Source organism: Pseudomonas cuatrocienegasensis (genome assembly GCF_900110925.1).
In the GTDB taxonomy this organism is placed as follows: domain Bacteria; phylum Pseudomonadota; class Gammaproteobacteria; order Pseudomonadales; family Pseudomonadaceae; genus Aquipseudomonas; species Aquipseudomonas cuatrocienegasensis.
The window spans coordinates 45,990-66,864 of the sequence record NZ_FOFP01000016.1; the positions used below are offsets into that span (position 1 = coordinate 45,990).

At 63.0% G+C, this 20,875-nt stretch carries 23 protein-coding genes; 12 read left to right on the forward strand and 11 right to left on the reverse strand.

Going from position 1 to position 20,875, the window contains the following annotated elements; translation table 11 throughout:
• Window positions 1-26: 26 nt before the first annotated feature.
• Window positions 27-566 carry a DUF2058 domain-containing protein gene (locus BMW49_RS19150; RefSeq protein ID WP_069518565.1) on the forward strand — a complete coding sequence of 180 codons (540 nt, stop codon included), beginning with the start codon at window positions 27-29 and terminating at the stop codon, window positions 564-566.
• A gap of 345 nt (window positions 567-911) precedes the next feature.
• Here BMW49_RS19150 and BMW49_RS19155 read toward each other — a convergent pair whose 3' ends face one another.
• The 4 genes from BMW49_RS19155 to purM all read right to left on the reverse strand — a co-directional run bounded on the left by BMW49_RS19155 (window position 912) and on the right by purM (window position 3,682).
• A complete protein-coding gene (locus tag BMW49_RS19155) occupies window positions 912-1,181 on the reverse strand; it encodes a Rho-binding antiterminator (RefSeq protein ID WP_069518563.1) in 270 nt (89 codons plus the stop codon).
• Between the two features lie 70 nt (window positions 1,182-1,251).
• The gene (locus tag BMW49_RS19160) at window positions 1,252-1,968 is read right to left on the reverse strand and encodes a DUF3108 domain-containing protein (protein WP_069518561.1); all 717 of its coding nucleotides are present in this window, start codon (window positions 1,966-1,968) and stop codon (window positions 1,252-1,254) included.
• 8 nt (window positions 1,969-1,976) lie between these two features.
• Window positions 1,977-2,624, reverse strand: a complete 648-nt coding sequence (purN, locus tag BMW49_RS19165) for a phosphoribosylglycinamide formyltransferase (protein ID WP_069518559.1) — start codon at window positions 2,622-2,624, stop codon at window positions 1,977-1,979.
• The gene (gene purM / locus BMW49_RS19170; RefSeq protein ID WP_069518557.1) at window positions 2,624-3,682 is read right to left on the reverse strand and encodes a phosphoribosylformylglycinamidine cyclo-ligase; all 1,059 of its coding nucleotides are present in this window, start codon (window positions 3,680-3,682) and stop codon (window positions 2,624-2,626) included. Before purM ends, purN begins: the two co-directional genes overlap by 1 nt.
• Window positions 3,683-3,862: 180 nt before the next feature.
• On the opposite strand from purM, the gene BMW49_RS19175 reads away from it, so the two are divergent.
• The 3 genes from BMW49_RS19175 (at window position 3,863) to hda (ending at window position 6,788) form a co-directional block, all read left to right on the forward strand.
• The gene (locus tag BMW49_RS19175) at window positions 3,863-4,924 is read left to right on the forward strand and encodes a DUF2066 domain-containing protein (protein WP_069518555.1); all 1,062 of its coding nucleotides are present in this window, start codon (window positions 3,863-3,865) and stop codon (window positions 4,922-4,924) included.
• Window positions 4,925-4,998: 74 nt separating this feature from the next.
• The gene (locus BMW49_RS19180; protein WP_069518553.1) at window positions 4,999-6,090 is read left to right on the forward strand and encodes an AI-2E family transporter; all 1,092 of its coding nucleotides are present in this window, start codon (window positions 4,999-5,001) and stop codon (window positions 6,088-6,090) included.
• Window positions 6,087-6,788, forward strand: a complete 702-nt coding sequence (hda, locus tag BMW49_RS19185) for a DnaA regulatory inactivator Hda (protein ID WP_069518551.1) — start codon at window positions 6,087-6,089, stop codon at window positions 6,786-6,788. Before BMW49_RS19180 ends, hda begins: the two co-directional genes overlap by 4 nt.
• 6 nt (window positions 6,789-6,794) lie before the next feature.
• Here hda and BMW49_RS19190 read toward each other — a convergent pair whose 3' ends face one another.
• On the reverse strand, window positions 6,795-7,709 hold the full coding sequence (locus BMW49_RS19190) for a LysR family transcriptional regulator (protein WP_069518549.1): 915 nt from the start codon (window positions 7,707-7,709) through the stop codon (window positions 6,795-6,797).
• A 123-nt stretch (window positions 7,710-7,832) separates the two neighbouring features.
• Here BMW49_RS19190 and BMW49_RS19195 point away from each other — a divergent pair, with 123 nt between their 5' ends.
• From BMW49_RS19195 to BMW49_RS19210, 4 genes are all read left to right on the forward strand, one after another.
• Complete coding sequence (locus tag BMW49_RS19195) at window positions 7,833-8,531, forward strand: CoA transferase subunit A (RefSeq protein WP_069518547.1); 699 nt, start codon at window positions 7,833-7,835, stop codon at window positions 8,529-8,531.
• A 29-nt stretch (window positions 8,532-8,560) separates the two neighbouring features.
• On the forward strand, window positions 8,561-9,217 hold the full coding sequence (locus BMW49_RS19200) for a CoA transferase subunit B (protein WP_069518545.1): 657 nt from the start codon (window positions 8,561-8,563) through the stop codon (window positions 9,215-9,217).
• 299 nt (window positions 9,218-9,516) lie between these two features.
• Window positions 9,517-10,695 (forward strand): acetyl-CoA C-acetyltransferase, encoded by a 1,179-nt coding sequence (locus tag BMW49_RS19205; RefSeq protein ID WP_069518543.1) that lies wholly within the window; start codon window positions 9,517-9,519, stop codon window positions 10,693-10,695.
• A 367-nt stretch (window positions 10,696-11,062) separates the two neighbouring features.
• A complete protein-coding gene (locus tag BMW49_RS19210; protein ID WP_069518541.1) occupies window positions 11,063-12,403 on the forward strand; it encodes a short-chain fatty acid transporter in 1,341 nt (446 codons plus the stop codon).
• A 42-nt stretch (window positions 12,404-12,445) separates the two neighbouring features.
• On the opposite strand, the gene BMW49_RS19215 is transcribed toward BMW49_RS19210, so the two are convergent.
• The 3 genes from BMW49_RS19215 to arsC are packed head-to-tail and all read right to left on the reverse strand — an operon-like array spanning window position 12,446 to window position 13,804.
• Complete coding sequence (locus BMW49_RS19215) at window positions 12,446-12,856, reverse strand: DUF2069 domain-containing protein (protein ID WP_069518539.1); 411 nt, start codon at window positions 12,854-12,856, stop codon at window positions 12,446-12,448.
• Window positions 12,849-13,454 carry an NAD(P)H:quinone oxidoreductase gene (wrbA, locus tag BMW49_RS19220; protein ID WP_069518537.1) on the reverse strand — a complete coding sequence of 202 codons (606 nt, stop codon included), beginning with the start codon at window positions 13,452-13,454 and terminating at the stop codon, window positions 12,849-12,851. Before wrbA ends, BMW49_RS19215 begins: the two co-directional genes overlap by 8 nt.
• Window positions 13,451-13,804: an arsenate reductase (glutaredoxin) gene (arsC, locus tag BMW49_RS19225; RefSeq protein ID WP_069518535.1), complete on the reverse strand. Its 354-nt coding sequence runs from the start codon at window positions 13,802-13,804 to the stop codon at window positions 13,451-13,453. Before arsC ends, wrbA begins: the two co-directional genes overlap by 4 nt.
• A 118-nt stretch (window positions 13,805-13,922) precedes the next feature.
• On the opposite strand from arsC, the gene BMW49_RS19230 reads away from it, so the two are divergent.
• A complete protein-coding gene (locus tag BMW49_RS19230; protein WP_069518533.1) occupies window positions 13,923-15,143 on the forward strand; it encodes a virulence factor BrkB family protein in 1,221 nt (406 codons plus the stop codon).
• A 4-nt stretch (window positions 15,144-15,147) separates the two neighbouring features.
• On the opposite strand, the gene BMW49_RS19235 is transcribed toward BMW49_RS19230, so the two are convergent.
• Entirely contained in the window at window positions 15,148-16,557 is a 1,410-nt protein-coding gene (locus BMW49_RS19235) for a PilZ domain-containing protein (RefSeq protein ID WP_069518531.1), read from the reverse strand.
• Window positions 16,558-16,587: 30 nt separating this feature from the next.
• Between BMW49_RS19235 and BMW49_RS19240 the strand changes: the two genes are divergently transcribed.
• Both BMW49_RS19240 and BMW49_RS19245 read left to right on the forward strand, forming a co-directional pair.
• A complete protein-coding gene (locus BMW49_RS19240) occupies window positions 16,588-17,067 on the forward strand; it encodes a TlpA disulfide reductase family protein (protein ID WP_069518529.1) in 480 nt (159 codons plus the stop codon).
• Window position 17,068: 1 nt separating this feature from the next.
• The gene (locus tag BMW49_RS19245) at window positions 17,069-17,341 is read left to right on the forward strand and encodes an acylphosphatase (protein WP_069518527.1); all 273 of its coding nucleotides are present in this window, start codon (window positions 17,069-17,071) and stop codon (window positions 17,339-17,341) included.
• Between the two features lie 203 nt (window positions 17,342-17,544).
• On the opposite strand, the gene BMW49_RS19250 is transcribed toward BMW49_RS19245, so the two are convergent.
• Both BMW49_RS19250 and BMW49_RS19255 read right to left on the reverse strand, forming a co-directional pair.
• Window positions 17,545-18,495, reverse strand: a complete 951-nt coding sequence (locus tag BMW49_RS19250; protein ID WP_069518525.1) for a hypothetical protein — start codon at window positions 18,493-18,495, stop codon at window positions 17,545-17,547.
• A 23-nt stretch (window positions 18,496-18,518) separates the two neighbouring features.
• Window positions 18,519-20,234 (reverse strand): proline--tRNA ligase, encoded by a 1,716-nt coding sequence (locus BMW49_RS19255; RefSeq protein WP_069518523.1) that lies wholly within the window; start codon window positions 20,232-20,234, stop codon window positions 18,519-18,521.
• A gap of 220 nt (window positions 20,235-20,454) precedes the next feature.
• Between BMW49_RS19255 and BMW49_RS19265 the strand changes: the two genes are divergently transcribed.
• The gene (locus tag BMW49_RS19265; protein ID WP_090391054.1) at window positions 20,455-20,868 is read left to right on the forward strand and encodes a PaaI family thioesterase; all 414 of its coding nucleotides are present in this window, start codon (window positions 20,455-20,457) and stop codon (window positions 20,866-20,868) included.
• The last annotated feature ends 7 nt before the right edge of the window (window positions 20,869-20,875 follow it).

Genomic DNA, 20,875 nt, shown 5'->3' on the forward strand with positions numbered 1-20,875 from the left:
GACCCAGGTTTTGAATTAGGAAGGTTATGGCGATCTCACTACGCGACCAGTTGCTCAAAGCCGGGCTGGTCAACGAAAAGCAGGCCAAACAGGCCGGCAAGCAGCAGCAGAAGCAGCAGCGCCTGGTCAAGAAAGGCCAGGCAGAAATCGATGACAGTGCCCGCCAGGCGGCCGCGCAAGCCAAGGCTGAAAAGGCGGCACGCGATCAGGAACTGAACCGGCAGCAGCAGGAAAAGGCCGAGCAGAAGGCGCGTGCCGCTCAGGTGCGACAGCTGATCGAAGCCTCGCGTCTGCCCAAGCTGACCAGCGATGACTACTACAACTTCGTCGACGACAAGAAGGTCAAGCGCCTGCCGGTCAACGCCATGTTACGTGACAAGCTCAGCCGCGGCTCGCTGGCCATCGTTCGCCATGGCGGCGGTTACGAGGTGATTCCGCGGGAGGCGGCGTTGAAGATTCAGGAGCGCGATCCGCAGCAGGTGGTCCTGCTCAATACACCAACTGAAGCGCCGGATGCCGATGATCCGTACGCGGCTTACCAGATCCCGGATGACCTGATGTGGTGAATGGGCTGACCCGCCGCATGGGGACTGAGCGGAGTAGGGTGCGCCGCGCGCACCGCCTTTTGCATCCCGCAATTTGCGGGTGCACACGGCCTAGGCTGCCCCGCGCACCCTGCTATGCCAGGCTCCACCGCTAAGCTTCAGCGTCACTGCTTTTTGTAGGAGCCGTGCCTCGCGGCGAATAGCGGCCATTCACGTCCAAAACTTCGCGCCGGGGCGACGCTCCCACGGGGCGTTGCGCCTGCAACAGCTAATTGGGACAGACCCTAGATGGTCACGCACGACTGTATGGGCGCAGGAGGTAGGGCGACGCCGGAAGTCAAAGCGAGGTGGTTTTTCAACAGCCTGTCAGTCGAAGACCATGCGCCCGGCAAACACCTGTGGGTCTTGTGCGGTAATGGCCTGCAGCTGATCGAGGCGAATGCGCTGTTCGCCGTTGTCGGTGTGCAGTCGCAGGTACTCGGCCTTGTCGACTTCGGTCTGCAACCCCGCGGCCTGGCCCTCGAGTACCTGGCCGTCGCGCAGCTCGACGTGCAGGCGGTCGCCACGCAGGCACGCCAGCTCCAGCGCATCGTAATGACGGCAATCGAGAGGTCGATAGGGTTGTTCCACGCTCATCGTTGACCTCCCGGATTGTCAGTACGCATGCGTGAAAAAGCCGGGATTACCCGGCTTTATAGATCCGCTTTCAGTCGCGGCGGCCTTCGACAGGCTTGCCATCTACTGTGCCGCTTTCGAGCATGATCTGGTACTCCTTGCCGTCCGTTTCGACCTGATGCAGGCGGACCAGCAGGTTGCCCCAATCCTTGGCAAACCAGAGGATGGTTTTACGGCTGCTCTGGGTCGGGTCGCGAACCCGCTCGACTTTATAGGCGTCGATCAGGCCGGCCTTGGTGCGTACCACTTCTTCGCCCAGGACACGGAAGTCATAGGTTTCGATTTCATCACCATCGATCACCTGATAGCTCATGCTTTTCTTGCCGGTCGCGACGTCCTGCTGCAGGGCCAACTGATAGGTCGACTTGTCGAGCAGGCCGCGGTTGAGCGACAGGCGTACCGGTTTGCCGCGGTCGCTGCCGATGACCTGTTTGGCGGTCCAATCGAAGTCGTGTTCGATTTCTTTGCCTTTGCCCAGTCCGCTGCGTTCAAAGCGATAGGTCAGCGGTACCAATGCGCCATTTTCCAGGCGGAAGGTGCTGGTTTCGGACAGGCTGGCGACCAGCATCGAGGCTTCAAAGTCGAGCTGCCAGCGGCCATTATCCAGCGCGGTCAGGCTGCGTTCGGCGGAGCCGCTGATGGGCACCTGCTTCCAGTCCGCGGTGTAGCTGGCGGAGAAGGGTTTCGGCTCGGCTGCCAGCAAGGGCAGGCTGACGAGGCTCAGGGCGAACAATAAGGCGCGACGCATGGTGTCTCCTACGTTCGGATCAAGTGGCCGGTAGCCGGCAAGGGTTGGCCGTCGAGCATTACGCCTTGGGGTGTCAGGCGCAAGCGGCCTTCGGCGAACCAGCGCACGGCCAGCGGGTAAATACGGTGTTCCTGTTCGTGCACGCGTTGTGCCAGGTCTGTGGCTGTTTCGTCGACTTGTACGGGGATCACTGCCTGTACGACCAACGGCCCACCGTCGAGTTCCTCGGTGACGAAGTGCACGCTGCAGCCGTGCTCCGTATCGCCGGCCTCCAGGGCACGCTGATGGGTATGCAGACCTTTGTGGCGTGGCAGCAGCGAGGGATGAATATTCAGCAGGCGGCCGCGGTAATGACGGACGAATGCCGGGGTGAGAATACGCATGAAACCTGCCAGCACCACCAGGTCGGGGGTGAAGGCATCGATCTGCTCGATCAGCGCCGCATCAAATGCCTCGCGGCCGTCGAAGTCGGTGTGGGCGAGCACCCGTGTGGCAATCCCGGCCGCCTGGGCGCGTTGCAGGCCGTAGGCATCGGCGCGATTGCTGATGACCGCCTGAATACGCGCGGGGTGGGTCGTGTCGAGACTGTCGAGCAGGGCCTGCAGGTTACCGCCGGCCCCGGAAATCAGCACCACGACATGGCAGGGTTGCGGCATCAGTGGCTGTTCAGGTTGTTCAGCACGACGCGTTCGGCGCCTTCGGCCGCAGCGGCGATCTGACCGATCACCCAGGGTTGCTCGCCGGCTGCGCGCAGGCTGGCCAGGGCGGTGTCAACCTGTTCCTGAGCCACGCAGATGACCATGCCGACACCGCAGTTGAGTACGCGGTGCATCTCATGCTCATCGACGTTGCCTTTTTCTTGCAGCCAGTCGAAGACCGCCGGGCGTGTCCAGCTGGCTACGTCGATCACGGCCTGGGCGCCTTCTGGCAGCACCCGCGGGATGTTGTCGAGCAGGCCGCCGCCAGTGATGTGGGCCATGGCCTTGACCGCGCCGGTGTCCTTGATCAGGGCGAGCAGCGGTTTGACGTAGATACGCGTTGGCGCCATCAGCAGGTCGGCCAGCGGCGTGCCGTCGACTTGAGTGGTTTCGATTTCAGTGCCGGACACTTCGATGATCTTGCGGATCAGCGAGTAGCCGTTGGAGTGCGGACCGGAAGAGGGCAGGGCGATCAGCGCGTCACCGGTGGTGACTGTCGAGCCGTCGATGATCTCGGCCTTTTCCACTACGCCGACGCAGAAACCGGCCAGGTCGTAGTCTTCGCCTTCATACATGCCGGGCATTTCGGCGGTTTCGCCGCCGACCAGGGAGCAGCCAGCCAGCTCGCAACCGGCGCCAATGCCGGTGACCACGGTAGCGGCGACGTCGACGTTGAGCTTGCCGGTGGCGTAGTAGTCGAGGAAGAACAGCGGCTCGGCGCCACACACCACCAGGTCGTTGACGCACATGGCGACCAGGTCCTGGCCGATGCTGTCGTGTTTGTTCAGGTTCAGCGCCAGGCGCAGCTTGGTGCCCACGCCATCAGTGCCGGAGACCAGTACGGGCTGCTTGTAGCCGGCCGGGATCTCGCAAAGGGCGCCGAAGCCACCCAGGCCACCCATGACTTCCGGACGGGCGGTGCGCTTGGCCACGCTTTTGATGCGCTCGACCAGGGCTTCGCCGGCGTCGATGTCCACGCCTGCGTCCTTGTAGCTGATGGAGGGTTGCTTGCTCATAGATCCAGGCCCTTAAGGGAAAACGAATGGCACCGGCGCATGCGCACGGTCTGCGAAGGCGCGCGATTTTATCAGGCTTACCCGACAGCGGCCAGCCGCGCTGCTGCAAGGTTGCCGGGGCGCTGGCGGCTGTTTAAGGTATACGCCCGTATTCGCTTCCTCTGCCGAGAACTATCGTCCATGCGCCCGATCCTCCGCCTGTTGGTCTCCTGCCTGCCATTGCTCAGCCTACCGAGCCTGGCCGCTACGGTGCCCGATCTCTACGAGGTGCATGAACCGGTCACCAGTCAGCAGCCCGAGGACCGTGGTGCGGCGCTGACCCAGGCGCTGGATACCCTGGTGTTGCGCCTGACCGGCGATCCCAAGGCCGCTGCCTCGCCGGCCTTGAGCGAGGTGCGCAAGGACCCGCAGCAACTGGTCAGCCAGTACCGTTATGAAGATGACAAGCTGGTGGTTGACTTCGACCCGATGAGCACCGAAAGCAGTCTGCGCCAGGCCGGCCTGGCCCTGTGGGGCAGCAACCGTCCGGCGCTGGTGACCTGGTGGCTCAACGAGAGCGTGGCCGGTAGCAGCCTGGTCGGTGATGGGCAGAGCAGTGCGGCGCCCTTGCGTCAGGCCGCTCAACATCGCGGTTTGCCGCTGCGCCTGCCGCTGGCGGACCTCAGCGAGCAACTGTTGGCCACACCCGAGGCGCTGGCCGCGACCGATCCGCAAGCCCTGCGCGATGCATCAGAGCGCTATGCCGGCGATGCGTTGCTGGCGGTGCTGGCGCGTGAAGACAATGGTCAATGGCAGGCGCAGTGGCGCGTCTGGCTGGGTGACGCGCGTGAGCAGGGGCGTGCCGAGGGGGCCGATCAGGCGGCCCTGGCCGATGCCGTGCTGCGCGCGGTCAGCGAACGCCTGGCGCCGCGCTTCGTGGTGGCCCCGGGTGCAGCACGGCGCCTGAGCGTGGAAATAGAAGGCACGACCCTGGCCCGTTATGCCGAACTGCAGCGTCTGCTGGAGCCGTTTGCCGGACATTTACGCCAGGTACAAGGCGATCGTCTGGTATTTGACGTGAGTGCCAGTGCCGAGCAGGTCCGCGCCCAGCTGGCGTTGGCCCAGTTGCATGAAGCGCCGGTCGAGCCCGAGGTTGCACCGCCCGCGACACCAGCCCCTGCGGCTGAGCAAACGCCGGGCGCGCCTGCCGCGCCGTCACCTGCCGCGAGCAGCGCTAACGATGTCTTGCGCTTTCGCTGGTAGACTCTCGCTCAGTTGAGCCGCGCGCTCTGTTTTTTGACTCCCCGCGCCCGCTGCCGGGCTCCAGAGGATCTTGCATGATCGATTCGCAACGCTGGCTATGGATGGCTGGGCTGCTGGTGCTCGGCGGGCTGCTGTATCTGTTGCATCCCATCCTCTCGCCTTTTCTGGTCGGCATTCTTCTGGCCTATATGGGTGACCCGCTGGTCGACCGCCTGGAGCGCTGGAAGCTGTCGCGCACCTGGGGCGTGATCGCGGTATTCGCCCTGTTCAGCCTGGTTCTGGCCATACTGCTGCTGGTGTTGGTGCCGATGCTTGGCAAGCAACTGATGCGCCTGTATGAGCTGGTGCCGCAGATGCTCGACTGGATTCAGCACCAGGCCCTGCCATGGGTGCAGCTGAAGTTCGGCCTGGCGGAGGGCTTCTGGCGCTTCGACCAGCTCAAGGCCGCATTCAGCGAACACCTGGGCAAGACCACCGATATCGTCGGCATCATCCTCGCGCAAGTCACCGCCTCGGGCCTGGCTTTGCTGGGCTGGTTGGCCAATCTGTTGCTGATCCCGGTGGTCAGCTTCTACCTGATGCGCGACTGGGACCTGTTGATGGCGCGCCTGCGCGAGTTGCTGCCGCGCCGCCGTGAGGCGGTGGTGGTGAAGCTGGTCAGCGAATGCCATGAGGTGCTCGGTGCCTTCCTGCGGGGGCAACTGCTGGTGATGCTGGCCCTGGGTGTGATGTACGCCACCGGGCTGATGCTGATCGGCCTGGAGCTGGGGCTGCTGATCGGCCTGCTGGCCGGCCTGGCGAGTATCGTGCCGTATCTGGGAGTGGTGGTCGGGCTGGGCGCCGCGATGGCCGCAGGGCTGTTCCAGTTCGGCGTCGATTTCTATCCGCTGCTGGGCATTGCCATCGTCTTTACCGTCGGCCAGATGCTCGAAGGCATGCTGTTGACCCCTTTGCTGGTGGGCGACCGCATTGGTCTGCACCCGGTCGCGGTGATCTTCGCGATCATGGCCGGTGGGCAACTGTTTGGCTTCACCGGGGTGCTCCTGGCCTTGCCGGTGGCGGCGGTGATCATGGTTCTAGTGCGTCATGTCAATGATTTGTATAAACTTTCTGCTCTTTACAGGGAATCCAGCGACGCCTCCGACGAGCCGTCCAGCCGCGCATGACTCCAACTCAACTGTCACTCGGTGTGCGCCTGCGCGATGACGCCACCTTCGCCAACTTCTACCCAGGCGCCAATGCGGCGGCACTGGGCTATGTCGAGTGCCTGTGCGAGGCCGAAGCGGGCTGGACCGAGAGCCTGATCTACGTCTGGGGCCGTCCGGGCGTCGGCCGCAGTCACCTGCTGCAGGCCGCCTGTATCCGCATGGAGCAGCGCAGCGAGCCAGCGGTGTACCTGCCGTTGAGCAGCCCTGGGTTACGCCCTGAGCTATTCGATAACCTGGAGCAGTTCGAGCTGGTCTGCCTGGATGACCTGGATGCGATAGCCGGCAAGCGCGAGTGGGAAGAGGCGTTGTTTCACCTGTTCAACCGCCTGCGTGACAGCGGCCGCCGCTTGCTGCTGGCCGCCGACAAGTCGCCGCGAGAAATCGCCATCAAGCTGCCGGACCTCAAGTCGCGCTTGACCCTGGCGCTGGTCTTCCAGCTCCAGGGCTTGTCCGATGAAGACAAGCTGCGCGCCCTGCAGCTACGCGCTTCGCGGCGCGGTCTGCACCTCAGCGACGAGGTCGGGCGCTTTATCCTGACCCGGGGCGAGCGCAGCATGTCCTCGCTATTCGATCTGCTTGAGGAGCTCGACCAAGCCTCCTTGCGCGCCCAGCGCAAGCTGACCATTCCCTTTCTCAAAGAAACCCTCGGCTGGTAACACGGCTTACAGCGCAGCGGCGGCCAGCGAGGCATTGAACAGATCGGTGCTGCGCTCCAGGGCGTCGCACAGCGCCTGGGCAGCGCTCGACAGTGGGTGGTCGATGCGCCGCACCATGCCGACCCGGCGCTCCACTTGGGGGCCGACCAGGGGCACGCAACGTGCGCCCAGTTCTTCCATTTGCCGCAGGCACAGGTTGGGCACCGCGCTCACGCCCAGGCCGTTGGCGACCATGCGTCCCACCGTCACCAGTTGATGGCTTTCGAACGCCACCGGCAGGCTGCCGTGTTGCGCGCTGACCCGCGCTTCGAGCAACAGGCGCACCGCCGAAGGGCGCTGCAGGGTGATGAAACTCTCCTGCAACAGCGCTTGCCAGCTGACTTCCGCTAGCCCGGCCAGGGGAGAGTCGGCTGGTACCACGGCGACGAAGCGGTCGACATAAAACGGCGTGAAGCTCAGGCCTTCCAGTAGCTCGGGCTCGAACAGCACGCCCAGCTCGACCCGCCGGTTGCGCACCATCTCCAGCACCTGTTCGTTGATCACGTCATGCACGGTGACGTTGACCCGTGGGTGACGATCGCGAAAAGCTTTGAGGGCGACCGGCAGCAGGTTGCCGGCGAAGGAGGGCATGGCGGCAATCGAGACCCGGCCCAGTTGCAGGGTGAAGTGCTGGCGCAGCAGGTCCTCGGCGTGGTCCCAGTCCGCCAACAAGCGCCCGGCCAGGGGCAGGAAGATTTCCCCTTCGGCGGTCAGGCTGACACTTCGCGTGGTGCGCACCAACAAGGCGCCGCCAAGGCTGTCTTCAAGGTTCTTGATCGCCAGGCTCAGCGCCGGCTGTGACAAGTGCAGGCGTTCACCGGCATGGGCGAAGCTCAGGGTCTGGGCCACGGTGTAGAAGGCGCGCAGCTGTTTGAGGGTCATATATTTGTATTTCTTATTAATAAATTGAAAAAACAAACTTAACAAATTAGTCAGGCAGGCAGAAGCTGTTCAGCACGCTTCGGCAGCGCAGTTGCCGTCCAATAACGATAAGAGGTACAGCGTATGGCAGGACTCGATAAGCGGGTGTACAGCTACGAAGACGCCCTGGCTGGTTTGACCGATGGCATGACGGTCCTGGCGGGTGGTTTCGGCCTGTGTGGCATCCCGGAAAACCTGATTGGCGAAATTCGCCGGCGCGGCGTGCGCGACCTGACCGTGGTCTCCAACAACTGCGGCGTCGATGGCTTTGGCCTGGGCGTGCTGCTCGAAGACCGGCAGATTCGCAAGATGATCGCGTCCTACGTCGGCGAAAACGCGCTGTTCGAGCAGCAACTGCTCAACGGCGAGCTGGAAGTCGAGCTGACGCCCCAGGGCACCCTGGCCGAGAAGCTGCGTGCCGGCGGTGCCGGAATCCCCGCGTTCTTCACCGCCACTGGCTACGGTACGCCGGTGGCCGAGGGTAAGGAGGTGCGCGAGTTCGACGGCCGCCAGTACATCCTCGAGCGCGCCATCACCGGCGATTTCGCCATCGTCAAAGGCTGGAAGGCCGACCACTTCGGCAACGTCATCTACCGCCACACTGCGCAGAACTTCAACCCGCTAGCAGCCACTGCCGGGCGCATTACCGTGGTCGAAGTGGAGGAGATCGTCGCGCCGGGCGAGTTGGACCCGGCGCAGATCCACACCCCAGGCATCTACGTGAACCGGGTTATCCAGGGCAGCTTCGAGAAGCGCATCGAGAAGCGCACTGTGCGCGCCTGATCAGACAAGAATAATTCGAGGAAACCGACATGGCTCTGACCCGCGAACAGATGGCCCAGCGTGTGGCCCGTGAATTGAAAGATGGCTACTACGTCAACCTGGGGATCGGCATTCCGACCCTGGTGGCCAACTATGTACCTGAGGGCATCGACGTGATGCTGCAATCGGAAAACGGCCTGCTCGGTATGGGCGCCTTTCCGACCGACGCCGAGGTCGATGCCGACATGATCAACGCCGGCAAGCAAACCGTCACTGCCCGCGCTGGCGCCTCGATCTTCGATTCTGCCGAGTCCTTCGCGATGATCCGTGGCGGGCACGTCGACCTGACGGTCCTCGGTGCATTCGAGGTCGATGTGCAGGGCAACATCGCCTCCTGGATGATCCCCGGCAAGTTGGTCAAGGGCATGGGCGGGGCGATGGACCTGGTGGCTGGCGCCGATAACATCATCGTCACCATGACCCACGCCTCGAAAGACGGCGAATCCAAGTTGCTCGACAGCTGCACGCTGCCACTGACCGGTGCCGGATGTATTCGCAAGGTGCTGACTGACCTGGCCTATCTGGAAATCGAAGGCGGCGCCTTCATCCTGCGCGAGCGTGCGCCGGGTGTCAGTGTCGAGGAGATCGTCACGAAAACCGCCGGTCGGCTTATCGTGCCGGAGCATGTGCCGGAAATGAGCTTCTAACTGTTCGGCTGCTCCGGCGCTGCCCCCACGACGGGCGACGCCAGGGCGGCGTTTTATTGGCTATATCCCAATTGAGTGTTGCATGGGGACGAGCGGCACGAGTCGCCGAGTAGGGTGCGCCGCGCGCACCGCGGCGCAGGCTGCAGGCTCTTGGTGCGCACGGCGCACCCTACGGTTCTACTGTTAAGCGCCCTGAACGCAACACGAAACTAGGACATCGCCTGTCTATTTATAGTGAGCCCTGATCATTGCCTGAGCTTTACTTGAGCCGGGTTCGCTACACATTCAAGGAGCATCCCATGCAAGACGTCGTTATCGTCGCCGCAACCCGCACCGCCATCGGCAGTTTCCAAGGGGCGTTGGCTGCTATTCCTGCGCCAGAGCTGGGCGCTTTGGTGATCAAACAGCTGCTGCAGCAGACCGGGCTCGACCCGGCCGCTGTCGATGAGGTGATTCTCGGCCAGGTGCTGACCGCAGGCTCGGGGCAGAACCCGGCACGCCAGGCGGCAATCCAGGCAGGGCTGCCCCATGCGGTACCGGCCATGACCCTGAACAAGGTCTGCGGTTCCGGCCTCAAGGCGCTGCACCTGGGTGCCCAGGCGATTCGTTGCGGCGATGCCGAGGTGATCATCGCCGGTGGCATGGAGAACATGAGCCTGGCGCCCTATGTGATGCCGGGTGCACGCACCGGCTTGCGCATGGGCCATGCGCAATTGGTCGACAGCATGATCAGCGATGGCCTGTGGGATGCGTTCAACGACTACCACATGGGCATCACTGCAGAGAATCTGGTCGAGCGTTATGGCATCAGCCGTGAGGCACAGGATGCTTTCGCCGCGGCTTCCCAGCAGAAGGCGGTCGCGGCCATCGAGGCCGGGCGCTTCGATGCCGAGATCACCCCGGTGCTGATCCCCCAGCGCAAGGGTGATCCGCTCACCTTCGCTCGTGATGAACAACCGCGTGCGGGGACCACCGCTGAGTCCCTGGGCAAGCTCAAACCAGCCTTCAAAAAAGACGGCAGCGTCACCGCAGGCAACGCCTCCAGCCTTAACGATGGCGCTGCAGCTGTGCTGCTGATGAGCGCAGCCAAGGCCGAAGCGCTGGGCTTGCCGGTGCTGGCACGCATCGCCGCCTATGCCAATGCCGGTGTGGATCCGGCGGTGATGGGAATCGGCCCGGTGGGTGCGACCCGGCGCTGTCTGGACAAGGCGGGCTGGAGCCTGGAGCAGCTTGATCTGATCGAAGCCAACGAGGCTTTCGCAGCCCAGGCACTCTCGGTCGGCCAGGAGCTGGGCTGGGATGCGAGCAAGGTCAATGTCAACGGCGGTGCCATCGCCCTGGGCCATCCGATTGGTGCGTCGGGCTGCCGGGTGTTGGTGACCCTGCTGCACGAGATGATCAAGCGCGATGCCAAGAAAGGCCTGGCGACGCTGTGCATCGGCGGCGGTCAGGGGGTGGCGCTGGCTATCGAACGTTAGTCCGCTGCATCCCCTGTCGGCGGTTGCCAGCAGGGGCGATCAATCCGGCCAGTGGTCGGTTACCGAGAAAGGCTGTTTAGCAGCTTGAGCCTTGTGCGGCTCTTGCCTTTTTCGTTCGGGAGCGGATCTGCCTGCGCTCCCTGCCTGCTTTGGGCGCCTCTAAAAACGTAGGCGAAGCAGTCAGCGCAAGGCAAAAACAGGCGAAAAAGCGGAGTTTACGAGCTGTAAATGAGCATTTTGATCGGACTCGCGCACGAGCCTGTTTTTAACGCAGCGATGACAATGCAGGTAGTTTTTAGAGGTGCCCTATTGTGGCATCTGCCGGAAGTAGGAAGGCCTCACCAATAACGATAAAAGAGGAAACACCATGCTGAGCAAAATGACCTCACTGAGCGTGAGCCTGGTTCAACGTTATCTACCGTCACCCTTCGTCTTCGCCATGTTCCTGACTCTGGCCGTGCTGATCTTCAGCATGCTCGGCACGGGCCAGAGCCTGCCGCAGATGGCCCAGCATTGGGGCACTGGGTTCTGGACCCTGTTGACCTTCGCCATGCAGATGGCCCTAGTGCTGGTGACCGGCCATGTGCTGGCCAATGCGCCTATGGTCGCGCGCGGGCTTGACCGCCTGGCGCGCATTCCCAATACGCCTGGTCAGGCCATTGTCATGGTCACGCTGGTCGCCTTGGCCGGCTCCTGGATCAACTGGGGCTTTGGTCTGGTGGTGGGTGCGGTGTTCGCCCGTGCCCTGGCGCGTCAGGTGAAGAACCTGCATTACCCGCTGCTGGTGGCGTCGGCCTATTCGGGCTTTCTGATCTGGCACGGCGGTTTGTCCGGCTCGATCCCGCTGTCACTGGCCACTGGTGGTGCGGACCTGCAACGCATGTCCGGTGGCGTGCTGCAAGCCGGCGTCGGGGTGGAGAACACCCTGTTCACCGTGCTCAACCTGAGCATCATCGCACTGCTGGTGATCGGTCTGCCGATCCTCAACCGGGCCATGTTGCCGAGCACGCCAATCGTCGCGGACCCGGCGCTGCTGCGTGATCCGGAACCCGCACCGATGCCGCGGGAAACCCCGGCCCAGCGCCTCGATGACAGCCGTATTCTCGGCCTGATTATCGTGGCCCTGGCGGCGGTGTACTTCGGCTATTACTTCTACAACAACGGCTTTGCCCTGAGTCTGAACATTGTCATCGGCCTGTTCCTGTTCCTTGGCCTATTTCTGCACGGCACCCCAGAGCGCTACATGCGTGCGGTGCAGGAAAGTGTGGGTGGCATCAGTGGCATCGTCATCCAGTTTCCGTTCTATGCCGGCATCATGGGCATGATGATTGGCGCCAACGCCGACGGTATGTCCTTGGGCAAGCAGATCACCGACGCTTTCGTCGCCTGGTCGAACGCCGATACCTTCCCGATGCTGGCGTTCCTCAGCGCCGGGGTGGTGAACTTCTTCGTACCGTCGGGCGGTGGCCAGTGGGCGGTTCAGGGGCCGATCATGCTGCCGGCCGGGCAGGCCCTGGGCGTGGCGCCGGAAGTCACGGCGATGGCGATTGCCTGGGGGGACGCCTGGACCAACATGATCCAGCCATTCTGGGCACTGCCGCTGCTGGCGATCGCCGGGCTAGGCGCGCGGGACATCATGGGCTACTGCCTGATGATGCTGTTGTATTCCGGTGTGGTGATCACCGGTTGTTTCTACTTCCTAACTTGAGGTTGAGCGAGGCCGCGACTCGTGTCGCGGCCTCGTTCGTTGTCACACCTCGCCAGCCTGTTTGCGGTCGTACTGGAAGCGCCAGCGCGTGTACAGCAACGCCGAGCAGAACAGGCTGACACTGAGCAGCGTTGCCAGCCAGCCGAACAGGGCTTTGGACGGATCGAACGCAGCCAGCACGCCCTGAATAAAGTACAGGTTGACCACGAAACACGCCCAGGCGTGGGCCCGCGCGTGGCCGAGAATCAGCCCCGGTGCCAGCAACAGCATGGGGATCAACTGCAGAGCCACGATGACCCAGCGCAGCTCGTCCGGGATATCAGCGATCAACAGGTTCCAGGCCAGCAGCAAGGCCGTGAGGGCGAAGAAGCTGAGCAGGCTGGCGATGCGGCTGAATTTCAGGCGCGGTTGCAGCCATTCCAGCGATGGCAGCGGTTTGGCGACTTTAGCCACGGGGCATCTCCAGTTGCTGGGCCACGCGGGCCAGGCGCTCGCCAAGGGCGCGGCACAAGGTCGTTTCGTGGGCGTCGAGGGCACGTTTTCCATCTGCGCCAGCATGGTGGCTAGGGCCATAGGGTGTGCCGCCGCCGCTGGTTTCCAGCAGGGCCGATTCGCTATAGGGCAGACCGCTGATCAACATGCCGTGATGCAGCAGTGGCAGCATCATCGACAACAGAGTGCTTTCCTGGCCGCCGTGCAGGCTGGCGGTGGAGGTGAACACGCCTGCCGGTTTACCCACCAGGGCGCCGGTCAGCCAGAGGTTGCTGGTACCGTCGAGGAAGTATTTGAGCGGCGCGGCCATATTGCCGAAGCGCGTCGGGCTGCCCAGGGCTAGGCCTGCGCATTGCTTGAGGTCATCCAGGCTGGCGTAGGGTGCGCCTTCGTCAGGAATAGCAGGGGCAGTGGCTTCACAGTCGCTGGAGACCGGCGGCACCGTGCGCAGGCGCGCTTCCAGGCCGGCGCGCTCGACCCCGCGAGCGATCTGCTTGGCCATTGCCGCTGTGGCGCCATGGCGGCTGTAGTACAGCACCAGGATATAGGGCGTGCTCATGGCAGGATCTCCAGAATGGCTTCGGGGGGGCGACCGATCACGGCGCGCTCGCCGGCGACCAGAATCGGGCGCTCGATCAAGCGTGGATGGGCGACCATGGCGGCGATCAGGGCGTCGTCATCGAGGGTCGGGTCTGCCAGGCCCAGGCTGCGGTATTCCTCTTCGCCACTGCGCAGCAGCGCACGTGGGGCGATACCGAGCTTTGCCAGCAGGTCGCGCAGGGTGGCGGCGCTGGGCGGCGTTTCCAGATAGCGCACTACCTGTGGCGTCAGGCCGCGGGCTTCGAGCAGGTCCAGGGCGCTGCGCGATTTCGAGCAGCGGGGGTTGTGGTAGAGCGTCAGGTCGGTCATGTGCAGGTCGCATCTTGCCTCGGGTGGGCGGTATTCTACCTGCGCTGGCGGGCGAGTCTGTACCGCCGTGGCCATTGGTCGCGCTTCGGCTGTCCGGGCGCGTCGTACAGGAGCGGGCATGCAGCAGCGGGTAAAGGAGTGGGGCGCGTTCTGGCGCTTTCTGTTACAGCGGTTCTGGGCCGATGACGGTTTGAACAATGCCGCAGCACTGACTTACACCACCCTGTTCGCCGTGGTGCCGATGATGACCGTGACGTTCGCCATGCTCTCGGCGATTCCGGCGTTTCAAGGCACTGGCGAGCAGATCCAGAGCTTTATCTTCCGCAACTTCGTGCCTTCGGCGGGTGAGTTGGTGCAGGAGTACCTGGGTAACTTCACCAACCAGGCACGACAGCTGACCTGGATCGGCGTCGCGGTACTGGCGGTGACGGCGTTCTGGATGCTGGTGACCGTCGAGAAGACCTTTAACGGCATCTGGCGGGTGCGCCAGCCGCGGCGTGGGGTGTCGAGTTTTTTGCTGTACTGGGCGATTCTCAGCCTGGGGCCGATTCTTTTGGGCGCGGGTTTTGCGACCAGTACCTATATTGCCTCGCTGTCGCTGATTTCCGGCCCCGATGCCCTGGCTGGGGCGAAAACTCTGCTGGGTTTTATGCCGCTGGCCTTCAGCGTGGCGGCCTTTACTTTGCTTTATGCCGCCGTGCCCAACACCCGTGTGCGCTTCAAGCATGCGCTGCTGGGCGGGTTATTCACCGCTGTGCTGTTCGAGGTGGCCAAGGCCTTGTTTGGCCTCTATGTGCGGCTGTTTCCGGGCTACCAGCTGATCTACGGGGCCTTTGCGACCTTTCCGCTGTTCCTGTTGTGGATCTACCTGTCCTGGTTGATCGTCCTGCTCGGTGCCGAGCTGGTGTGCAACCTGGGCGTATCCCGGCAGTGGCGGCAGCGTGAGCTGCCGCGGGTGCTGGTGATGTTTGGCATCCTGCGGGTGTTCCAGACGCGCCACCAGAGTGGTCTCAAGGTGCGGCTGCGTGACATACAGCGCCAGGGCTGGCAGATCCCGGAATATGAGTGGGAGGCCGTGCTGGGGTTTCTCGAGCAACAGCAACTGGTCGCACCGACGGGTAATGGCAGCTGGGTGTTGTGCCGGGATCTGCAGCGTTATTCGGTGAGCCAGTTGCTGGCCAGCTGTCCGTGGTCACTGCCGCGGGTAGAGCAGTTGCCGGCGACGCTCGACGAGCCCTGGTACCCGGCGTTGCTTGAGGCCCTGGGGCAGGTGCAGGAGGCCGAAGCGCAGGGTTTTGCCGGTGATCTGGATAATTGGCTACGCCCGGCTCAGGGATGACCTGTCAGGTGAGGCGCAATGGATAACGGCTGACTTCAGGGGTGTGCAGGTTGCTGGCCGGCAGCGGAAAGGTCGCCTGATTGTTTACGCCGGCCAGTTGCAGCCAGAGGTTTTCTCCTTCGCCAAACTGGCCGCTGGGCAGCCATAGGCCATGGTGCCAGCCATTACCTGGCTCGGGTGTACTCTGCAGCACGCCCGCATGGGTCTGCGCACTGGGCGCGCGGCGTAACCAGACTGGCCGTGGCAGGCCCTTGAGGTAGCGCAGGCCCAGGTGCAGGCCGCGGGCATTGAGGTGTCGCCAGCGCACCAGGGCCAGGGTCGGTGCTGACTGCTCGTTAAGCAGCAGCACCAATTGCCCAACTGCCAGACTCGGCGCCTGATCTGCAGCGCATAACACGCCTGCGCCCCCGGGGCTGGCATCCAGCATGTGCGCGGGAGCTCTGCCGGGGCGCTGTTCGAGTAACTGGGCGTGGATGGCGGATAGCCCGCTGATCAGGTGGCAGGGGATGTCGTAGTCGATGCGTGGATGGCGCCGCTGCTGGCGGCCTTGCCAATGCTGCTGCACCTTGTCGAGAACCTGACGTTCCTCTGCGGTACGCAAGGGGGCAGGCTCGAGCAGAGCGATCAGCAGCGCGCCAAGTTCGAAGCGCCGCAGGTAGTCCGGATGCCCAGTAGGCTGTTGACCGTAGCCCAGGCAGGGCTGCGCATCGGTCAGATCGACCAGCGGCCCCTCGCTTTCATCGTCATCGTCCCAGGGCAGCAGGCGGCCTGTCTCGGCCAATGGTGCCAGGGCCGCAAAGAGTATCGGGGATTCGCCATCGGCCAGATGGAAGGGGTTGCTCAGGGCTAGCAGCAGCATCTGCTGATAGATCCCCCGTTGGGTGCTGGCCGGTACGGGTTGGAACGCCGCGGCAACCGGCTCATCCAGGCACTCCTGGCGCTCGGCAAGCCAGTACAGCAGGTGGCTGTCACGCCACAGGCTGGGTGGCGGTTCCTGGTACAGCTGATAATGGCGTAGCAGGCACTGGGCGAGAAAATGCTGAGCCATATACAGGCACCAGGCCAGGTGTGGGCGTGATGGTTGACGGCCCTGCAGAATCTGCAGCAGCAGGCGCTTGAAACCGATTGCCAGCTCGCTGCACAGGCGCAGGAAGAGTGGGGCGGGCGCGTCGCTGACAGGCTGTTGTCGCGCATGGTAACGGTATGCATCGCTGAAGCTTTGCAGCGCCCGCTGCCTTTCGAGTAAGGTCATGGCGCTGCGGTTGAGGCGAAACAGTAGGCCGAGCACCTCCTGCAGCGCCTGATCGAGCAGCAGCAGGCGCGCCTCACTCAGGCGATTATTGAGGTCGGCCAAGGGCACGGCCTCGCCGTCAAGAATATCCGGGACTTCCAGGCGCAAGGCATCGAGCGTCATATCAACCCTAGGTGGACGAGGAGCGAAGGCATGGGAACGCAACTCCAGACGGTCATTCGAGCCCTGATGGGCATCTGTGCCGGCTTGCTGCTGGCCGGGTGCGCCGAGGACCTGGGGCCCGATCAGCATGGACGAAAGGTAACGGCTGAACAGCTCGAAGACCAGTGGTTGATCATCAATTACTGGGCCGAATGGTGTGCCCCCTGTCGAGTGGAAATTCCCGAATTGAACAGCCTGGCCAGCGAGTTGGATGGGCGCCCTGTGACCGTGCTGGGCGTGAACTTCGACGGTCTGCAGGGCGAGACCCTGGAAAAGGCCGCCCAGGACATGGGCATCGCTTTCACCGTGCTCGCCCAGGACCCGGCCGAGCGTTATCAGTTACCGCGTAATGAGGCCTTGCCGGTGACCTATATCATCGATGACCAAGGACAGCTTCGTGAGCGTCTGCTCGGGGAGCAAACCGCTGAGGGGCTCAAGGCCCGGCTGCTTGCCCTGCGCGAGGAGCAGTGAGATGAACTGCTGCATGCATGGGTTCGTTGAAGGTGTGGTGCAGGGCGTGGGGTTCCGCCAAGCCACGGCGCGAGAGGCGGATAAGTTAGGGCTGGACGGCTGGGTGCGCAACCTTGGCGATGGCCGTGTCGAAGTGCTGTTTGAAGGTACGGATGAGGCTGTGCAGGCCCTGGCGAGCTGGCTTGAGCATGGCCCTGAGCAGGCCAAGGTCAACCAGCTGAGTCTTGAGGTACAGCCACTGCAGGGAATTGCAGGATTTTTGATTCGGCGCTGACGGCCCTAGGTCAGCGCCATTCATTCGGCTATGTCCCGATGCTGTGTTACACGGCGTCGATGCGCCTCGTAGGAGCCGCGCCTCGCGGCGGATAGTGGCCATCCAAGCCAAAAGCTCGCGCCGGGGCGACGCTCCTACGGATGTTGCGTCATGCCTTACCCGCGGCGCAGGGCATGGCCATTCACTTAGGGCGGCGTTGTGCCTCAGTCTTTGTCGGGGTCTGCGGCCAGGCGTCCAGCATCCTGCATCAGAGCCTTGAGGAAAGCTTCCTGAAGCTCCGGGTCATTGCGCGTCAGTTCGATCAGGCTCTGCTCCAGTTCACTGGCTTCTTCTTCCAGGCCCAGGTCAGAGAGGCGTTTGACCCGGTGTACCCACTGTTGCACTTCGTCGTCTTCGAGATCGTCGTAGATCAGGTGGTGCGCTTCCTGCAGTTTGCCACGCAAAGTGCGGCTGACCAGCAGGGTGGCATCGGCGCGGGTCGTGCTCTGTGGGTCTTCCACGCTCAGCAGTAAGGTGCCGATACGGCCGATGTCCTGCTCTGAGAAAGGGCCATCGAGCAGGTTGAGACGCAGGATGCCATTACGATCAGTGAGCAGTTCATGGCTTTGCTCGCCTGCTTTGACCAGCACCGGGCGCTCGCTCCAGGGGAGGCTGGAGTATTCCATGCGGGCATCCTGGCGTTGCTCATCGAGGGTGGCCAGGTTCTGTTCGGAGCGGCCATTGGACTCGACGTTCATAAACGGGTTGATGCCAGCGAAGCCGTAGCTGATCCAGTCTTTGGTCACGCTGTCCGGTAGGCTGCCGAGCAATACCACGTTGAGCACATTGGCACCCACACCACCGACGATCGCCACTGCGCCCAGCGGCACTTCATACAGCTCGCGCCAGGGCTGATAGGGCGTGTAGCGGTCATAACGGCGAGTGACTTCGTATGCCGTTACCTCGAAGGTCTTCTGCTCATGCACGCGTACTCGCCGCTGTGGCAATTCCAGCACCCGTGGCTCGCCGACGTCGATTTGCAGGCTATGGTCGAGCAGTTTGCGCTCAATGCGCTCTTCGTGTTCGCTGCGTTGTGGCAGGTGATTGGCACAACCGGCAAGAAAGAGAGCGGCGCACAAGGCGCCGCCGAGCTGTAGGGTGTTTCGCTTGAACATGATGGCTCGTGTGCAAAAAGTGATCAGCGGCTGATACGGGCTTGGATAAACGACAAGATCTCGGCTACCGGTACCACCTGCGCTTCGGTTTCCAGACGGCTCTTGTATTCCAGATTACCGTCTGCCAAGCCGCGGTCGCTGACCACGATGCGATGGGGGATGCCGATCAGTTCCATGTCTGCGAATTTGATGCCCGGACTGGTCTTTTTGTCACGGTCATCGAGCAGCACTTCGTAACCGGCTGCCTTGAGCTGCGCATACAGGGTGTCGGTGGCTTCGCGCACCGCCTCGGTTTCGTAGCGCAGCGGTACCAGGGCGATCTGGAAGGGCGCCAGGGTGTCATTCCAGCGAATGCCGCGCTCATCGAAGTTCTGCTCGATGGCGGCCGCAACCACGCGTGAGACGCCGATGCCATAGCAACCCATGGTCAGGGTGACCGGCTTGCCGTTCTCGCCCAGTACCTGGCAGTTGAGGGCTTCGCTGTATTTGGTGCCGAGCTGGAAGATATGCCCGACTTCGATGCCGCGCTTGATCTCCAGAGTCCCTTGGCCATCCGGGCTCGGGTCGCCTGCAACCACGTTGCGCAGGTCCGCCACTTTTGGCAGGGGCAGGTCACGCTCCCAGTTCACGCCAAAATAGTGCTTGTCGTCGATATTGGCGCCGATGGCGAAGTCGCTCATCAAAGCCACGGAACGGTCGACGATGCATGGCAGCGGCAGGTTCAGCGGGCCGAGCGAACCGGCACCGGCACCAATGGCTGCACGCAGTTCGGCTTCGCTGGCGAAGACCAGCGGGCTGGCGACCTCTTCCAGGTTGGCGGCCTTGATTTCATTGAGCTCATGGTCACCGCGCACGATCAGTGCTACCAGGGTGCCGGCTTCGGCGCCGTGGACGATCAGGGTCTTGATGGTCTTCTCGATCGGCACACCGAAGGCCTGGACCAGTGCGTCGATGGTCTTGGTATCCGGCGTATCGACCAGGCGCAAGGCTTCGGAGGCAGCACCGCGTTCGATTTCGCGCGGTACGGCTTCGGCCTTTTCGATATTGGCGGCGTAGTCGGAGGTGTCGCTGAAGGCGATGTCGTCTTCACCCGAGTCGGCCAGGACATGGAACTCGTGGGAGCCGGTGCCACCGATGGAGCCGGTATCGGCCTGCACCGGGCGGAAGTTCAGGCCCAGGCGGGTAAATACGTTGCAGTAGGCCTGGTGCATACGGTCGTAGGTTTCCTGCAGCGACGCCTGGTCCACATGGAAGGAGTACGCATCCTTCATGATGAACTCGCGGCCGCGCATCAGGCCAAAGCGTGGGCGAATTTCGTCGCGGAACTTGGTCTGGATCTGGTACAGGTTGATCGGCAGCTGCTTGTAGCTGTTGAGCTCATTGCGCGCCAGATCGGTGATCACTTCTTCGTGGGTTGGCCCCGCGCAAAATTCACGACCGTGACGGTCTTTCATGCGCAGCAGTTCCGGGCCGTACTGCTCCCAGCGGCCGGATTCCTGCCAGAGTTCGGCGGGCTGGATGCCAGGCATCAGCACTTCCAGGGCGCCGGCTGCGTTCATTTCCTCACGCACTACCTTTTCCACATTGCGCAGCACGCGCAGGCCCAGTGGCAGCCAGGTGTAGAGGCCCGAGGCAAGTTTGCGGATCATCCCCGCGCGCAGCATCAGCTGGTGGCTGATGACCACGGCGTCGGAGGGGGTTTCTTTGAGGGTCGAAAGCAGGAACTGACTGGTACGCATATTTGGCCGTTCTGTCCGTTGCATGGGCATTTGATAGGCCGGCATTGTACGGTGCCTATACAGTGGCGTACAGGATGGGGGTAGGCGCGAATTTATTCGCGATTGCAGCGGTTGCCCTGACGGGCATGATCGCGAATAAATTCGCTCCTACCCTGGCTGCGCATGGTAAAGCACAGAGCGCTTTCGAGATCATCGACTGTGAGAGGTGAGGATGTCGACATTGACCGCGCAGGACGTTCAGGCGCTGATTCGCGCGGGACTGCCCATGGCTGAGGACCTTGATTTATGCATTGATCGCCTGGACGAGCAGGGCGTGCTGGCCCGTGTGCCGTTCCATGCCAGACTGGTGCGCCCAGGCGGTACGCTGTCGGGGCCGACGCTGATGGCACTGGCCGATGCGGCCATGTATGCCGTGGTGCTGGGGCGTTTGGGGCGGGTCGAGATGGCGGTTACGTCCAACCTGAATATCAACTTTCTGGTCAAACCGCAGCCCGTCGATCTATTGGCCGATGCGCGCATTCTGCGCCTTAGTCGGCGCCAGGCCGTATGTGAGGTCGGTCTTTATTCAGCGGGTAATCCTGACGAGCTGGTCGCCCATGTAACGGGCACTTACGCGTTGCCGCTGACCTCCTGAGACGGGC

Coding starts and splice junctions, on each gene's coding strand:
- BMW49_RS19150 (WP_069518565.1), top strand. CDS start 27: ATGGCGATCTCACTACGCGACCAGTTGCTCAAAGCCGGGCTGGTCAAC.
- BMW49_RS19155 (WP_069518563.1), bottom strand. CDS start 1,181: ATGAGCGTGGAACAACCCTATCGACCTCTCGATTGCCGTCATTACGAT.
- BMW49_RS19160 (WP_069518561.1), bottom strand. CDS start 1,968: ATGCGTCGCGCCTTATTGTTCGCCCTGAGCCTCGTCAGCCTGCCCTTG.
- purN (WP_069518559.1), bottom strand. CDS start 2,624: ATGCCGCAACCCTGCCATGTCGTGGTGCTGATTTCCGGGGCCGGCGGT.
- purM (WP_069518557.1), bottom strand. CDS start 3,682: ATGAGCAAGCAACCCTCCATCAGCTACAAGGACGCAGGCGTGGACATC.
- BMW49_RS19175 (WP_069518555.1), top strand. CDS start 3,863: ATGCGCCCGATCCTCCGCCTGTTGGTCTCCTGCCTGCCATTGCTCAGC.
- BMW49_RS19180 (WP_069518553.1), top strand. CDS start 4,999: ATGATCGATTCGCAACGCTGGCTATGGATGGCTGGGCTGCTGGTGCTC.
- hda (WP_069518551.1), top strand. CDS start 6,087: ATGACTCCAACTCAACTGTCACTCGGTGTGCGCCTGCGCGATGACGCC.
- BMW49_RS19190 (WP_069518549.1), bottom strand. CDS start 7,709: ATGACCCTCAAACAGCTGCGCGCCTTCTACACCGTGGCCCAGACCCTG.
- BMW49_RS19195 (WP_069518547.1), top strand. CDS start 7,833: ATGGCAGGACTCGATAAGCGGGTGTACAGCTACGAAGACGCCCTGGCT.
- BMW49_RS19200 (WP_069518545.1), top strand. CDS start 8,561: ATGGCTCTGACCCGCGAACAGATGGCCCAGCGTGTGGCCCGTGAATTG.
- BMW49_RS19205 (WP_069518543.1), top strand. CDS start 9,517: ATGCAAGACGTCGTTATCGTCGCCGCAACCCGCACCGCCATCGGCAGT.
- BMW49_RS19210 (WP_069518541.1), top strand. CDS start 11,063: ATGCTGAGCAAAATGACCTCACTGAGCGTGAGCCTGGTTCAACGTTAT.
- wrbA (WP_069518537.1), bottom strand. CDS start 13,454: ATGAGCACGCCCTATATCCTGGTGCTGTACTACAGCCGCCATGGCGCC.
- arsC (WP_069518535.1), bottom strand. CDS start 13,804: ATGACCGACCTGACGCTCTACCACAACCCCCGCTGCTCGAAATCGCGC.
- BMW49_RS19230 (WP_069518533.1), top strand. CDS start 13,923: ATGCAGCAGCGGGTAAAGGAGTGGGGCGCGTTCTGGCGCTTTCTGTTA.
- BMW49_RS19235 (WP_069518531.1), bottom strand. CDS start 16,557: ATGACGCTCGATGCCTTGCGCCTGGAAGTCCCGGATATTCTTGACGGC.
- BMW49_RS19240 (WP_069518529.1), top strand. CDS start 16,588: ATGGGAACGCAACTCCAGACGGTCATTCGAGCCCTGATGGGCATCTGT.
- BMW49_RS19245 (WP_069518527.1), top strand. CDS start 17,069: ATGAACTGCTGCATGCATGGGTTCGTTGAAGGTGTGGTGCAGGGCGTG.
- BMW49_RS19250 (WP_069518525.1), bottom strand. CDS start 18,495: ATGTTCAAGCGAAACACCCTACAGCTCGGCGGCGCCTTGTGCGCCGCT.
- BMW49_RS19255 (WP_069518523.1), bottom strand. CDS start 20,234: ATGCGTACCAGTCAGTTCCTGCTTTCGACCCTCAAAGAAACCCCCTCC.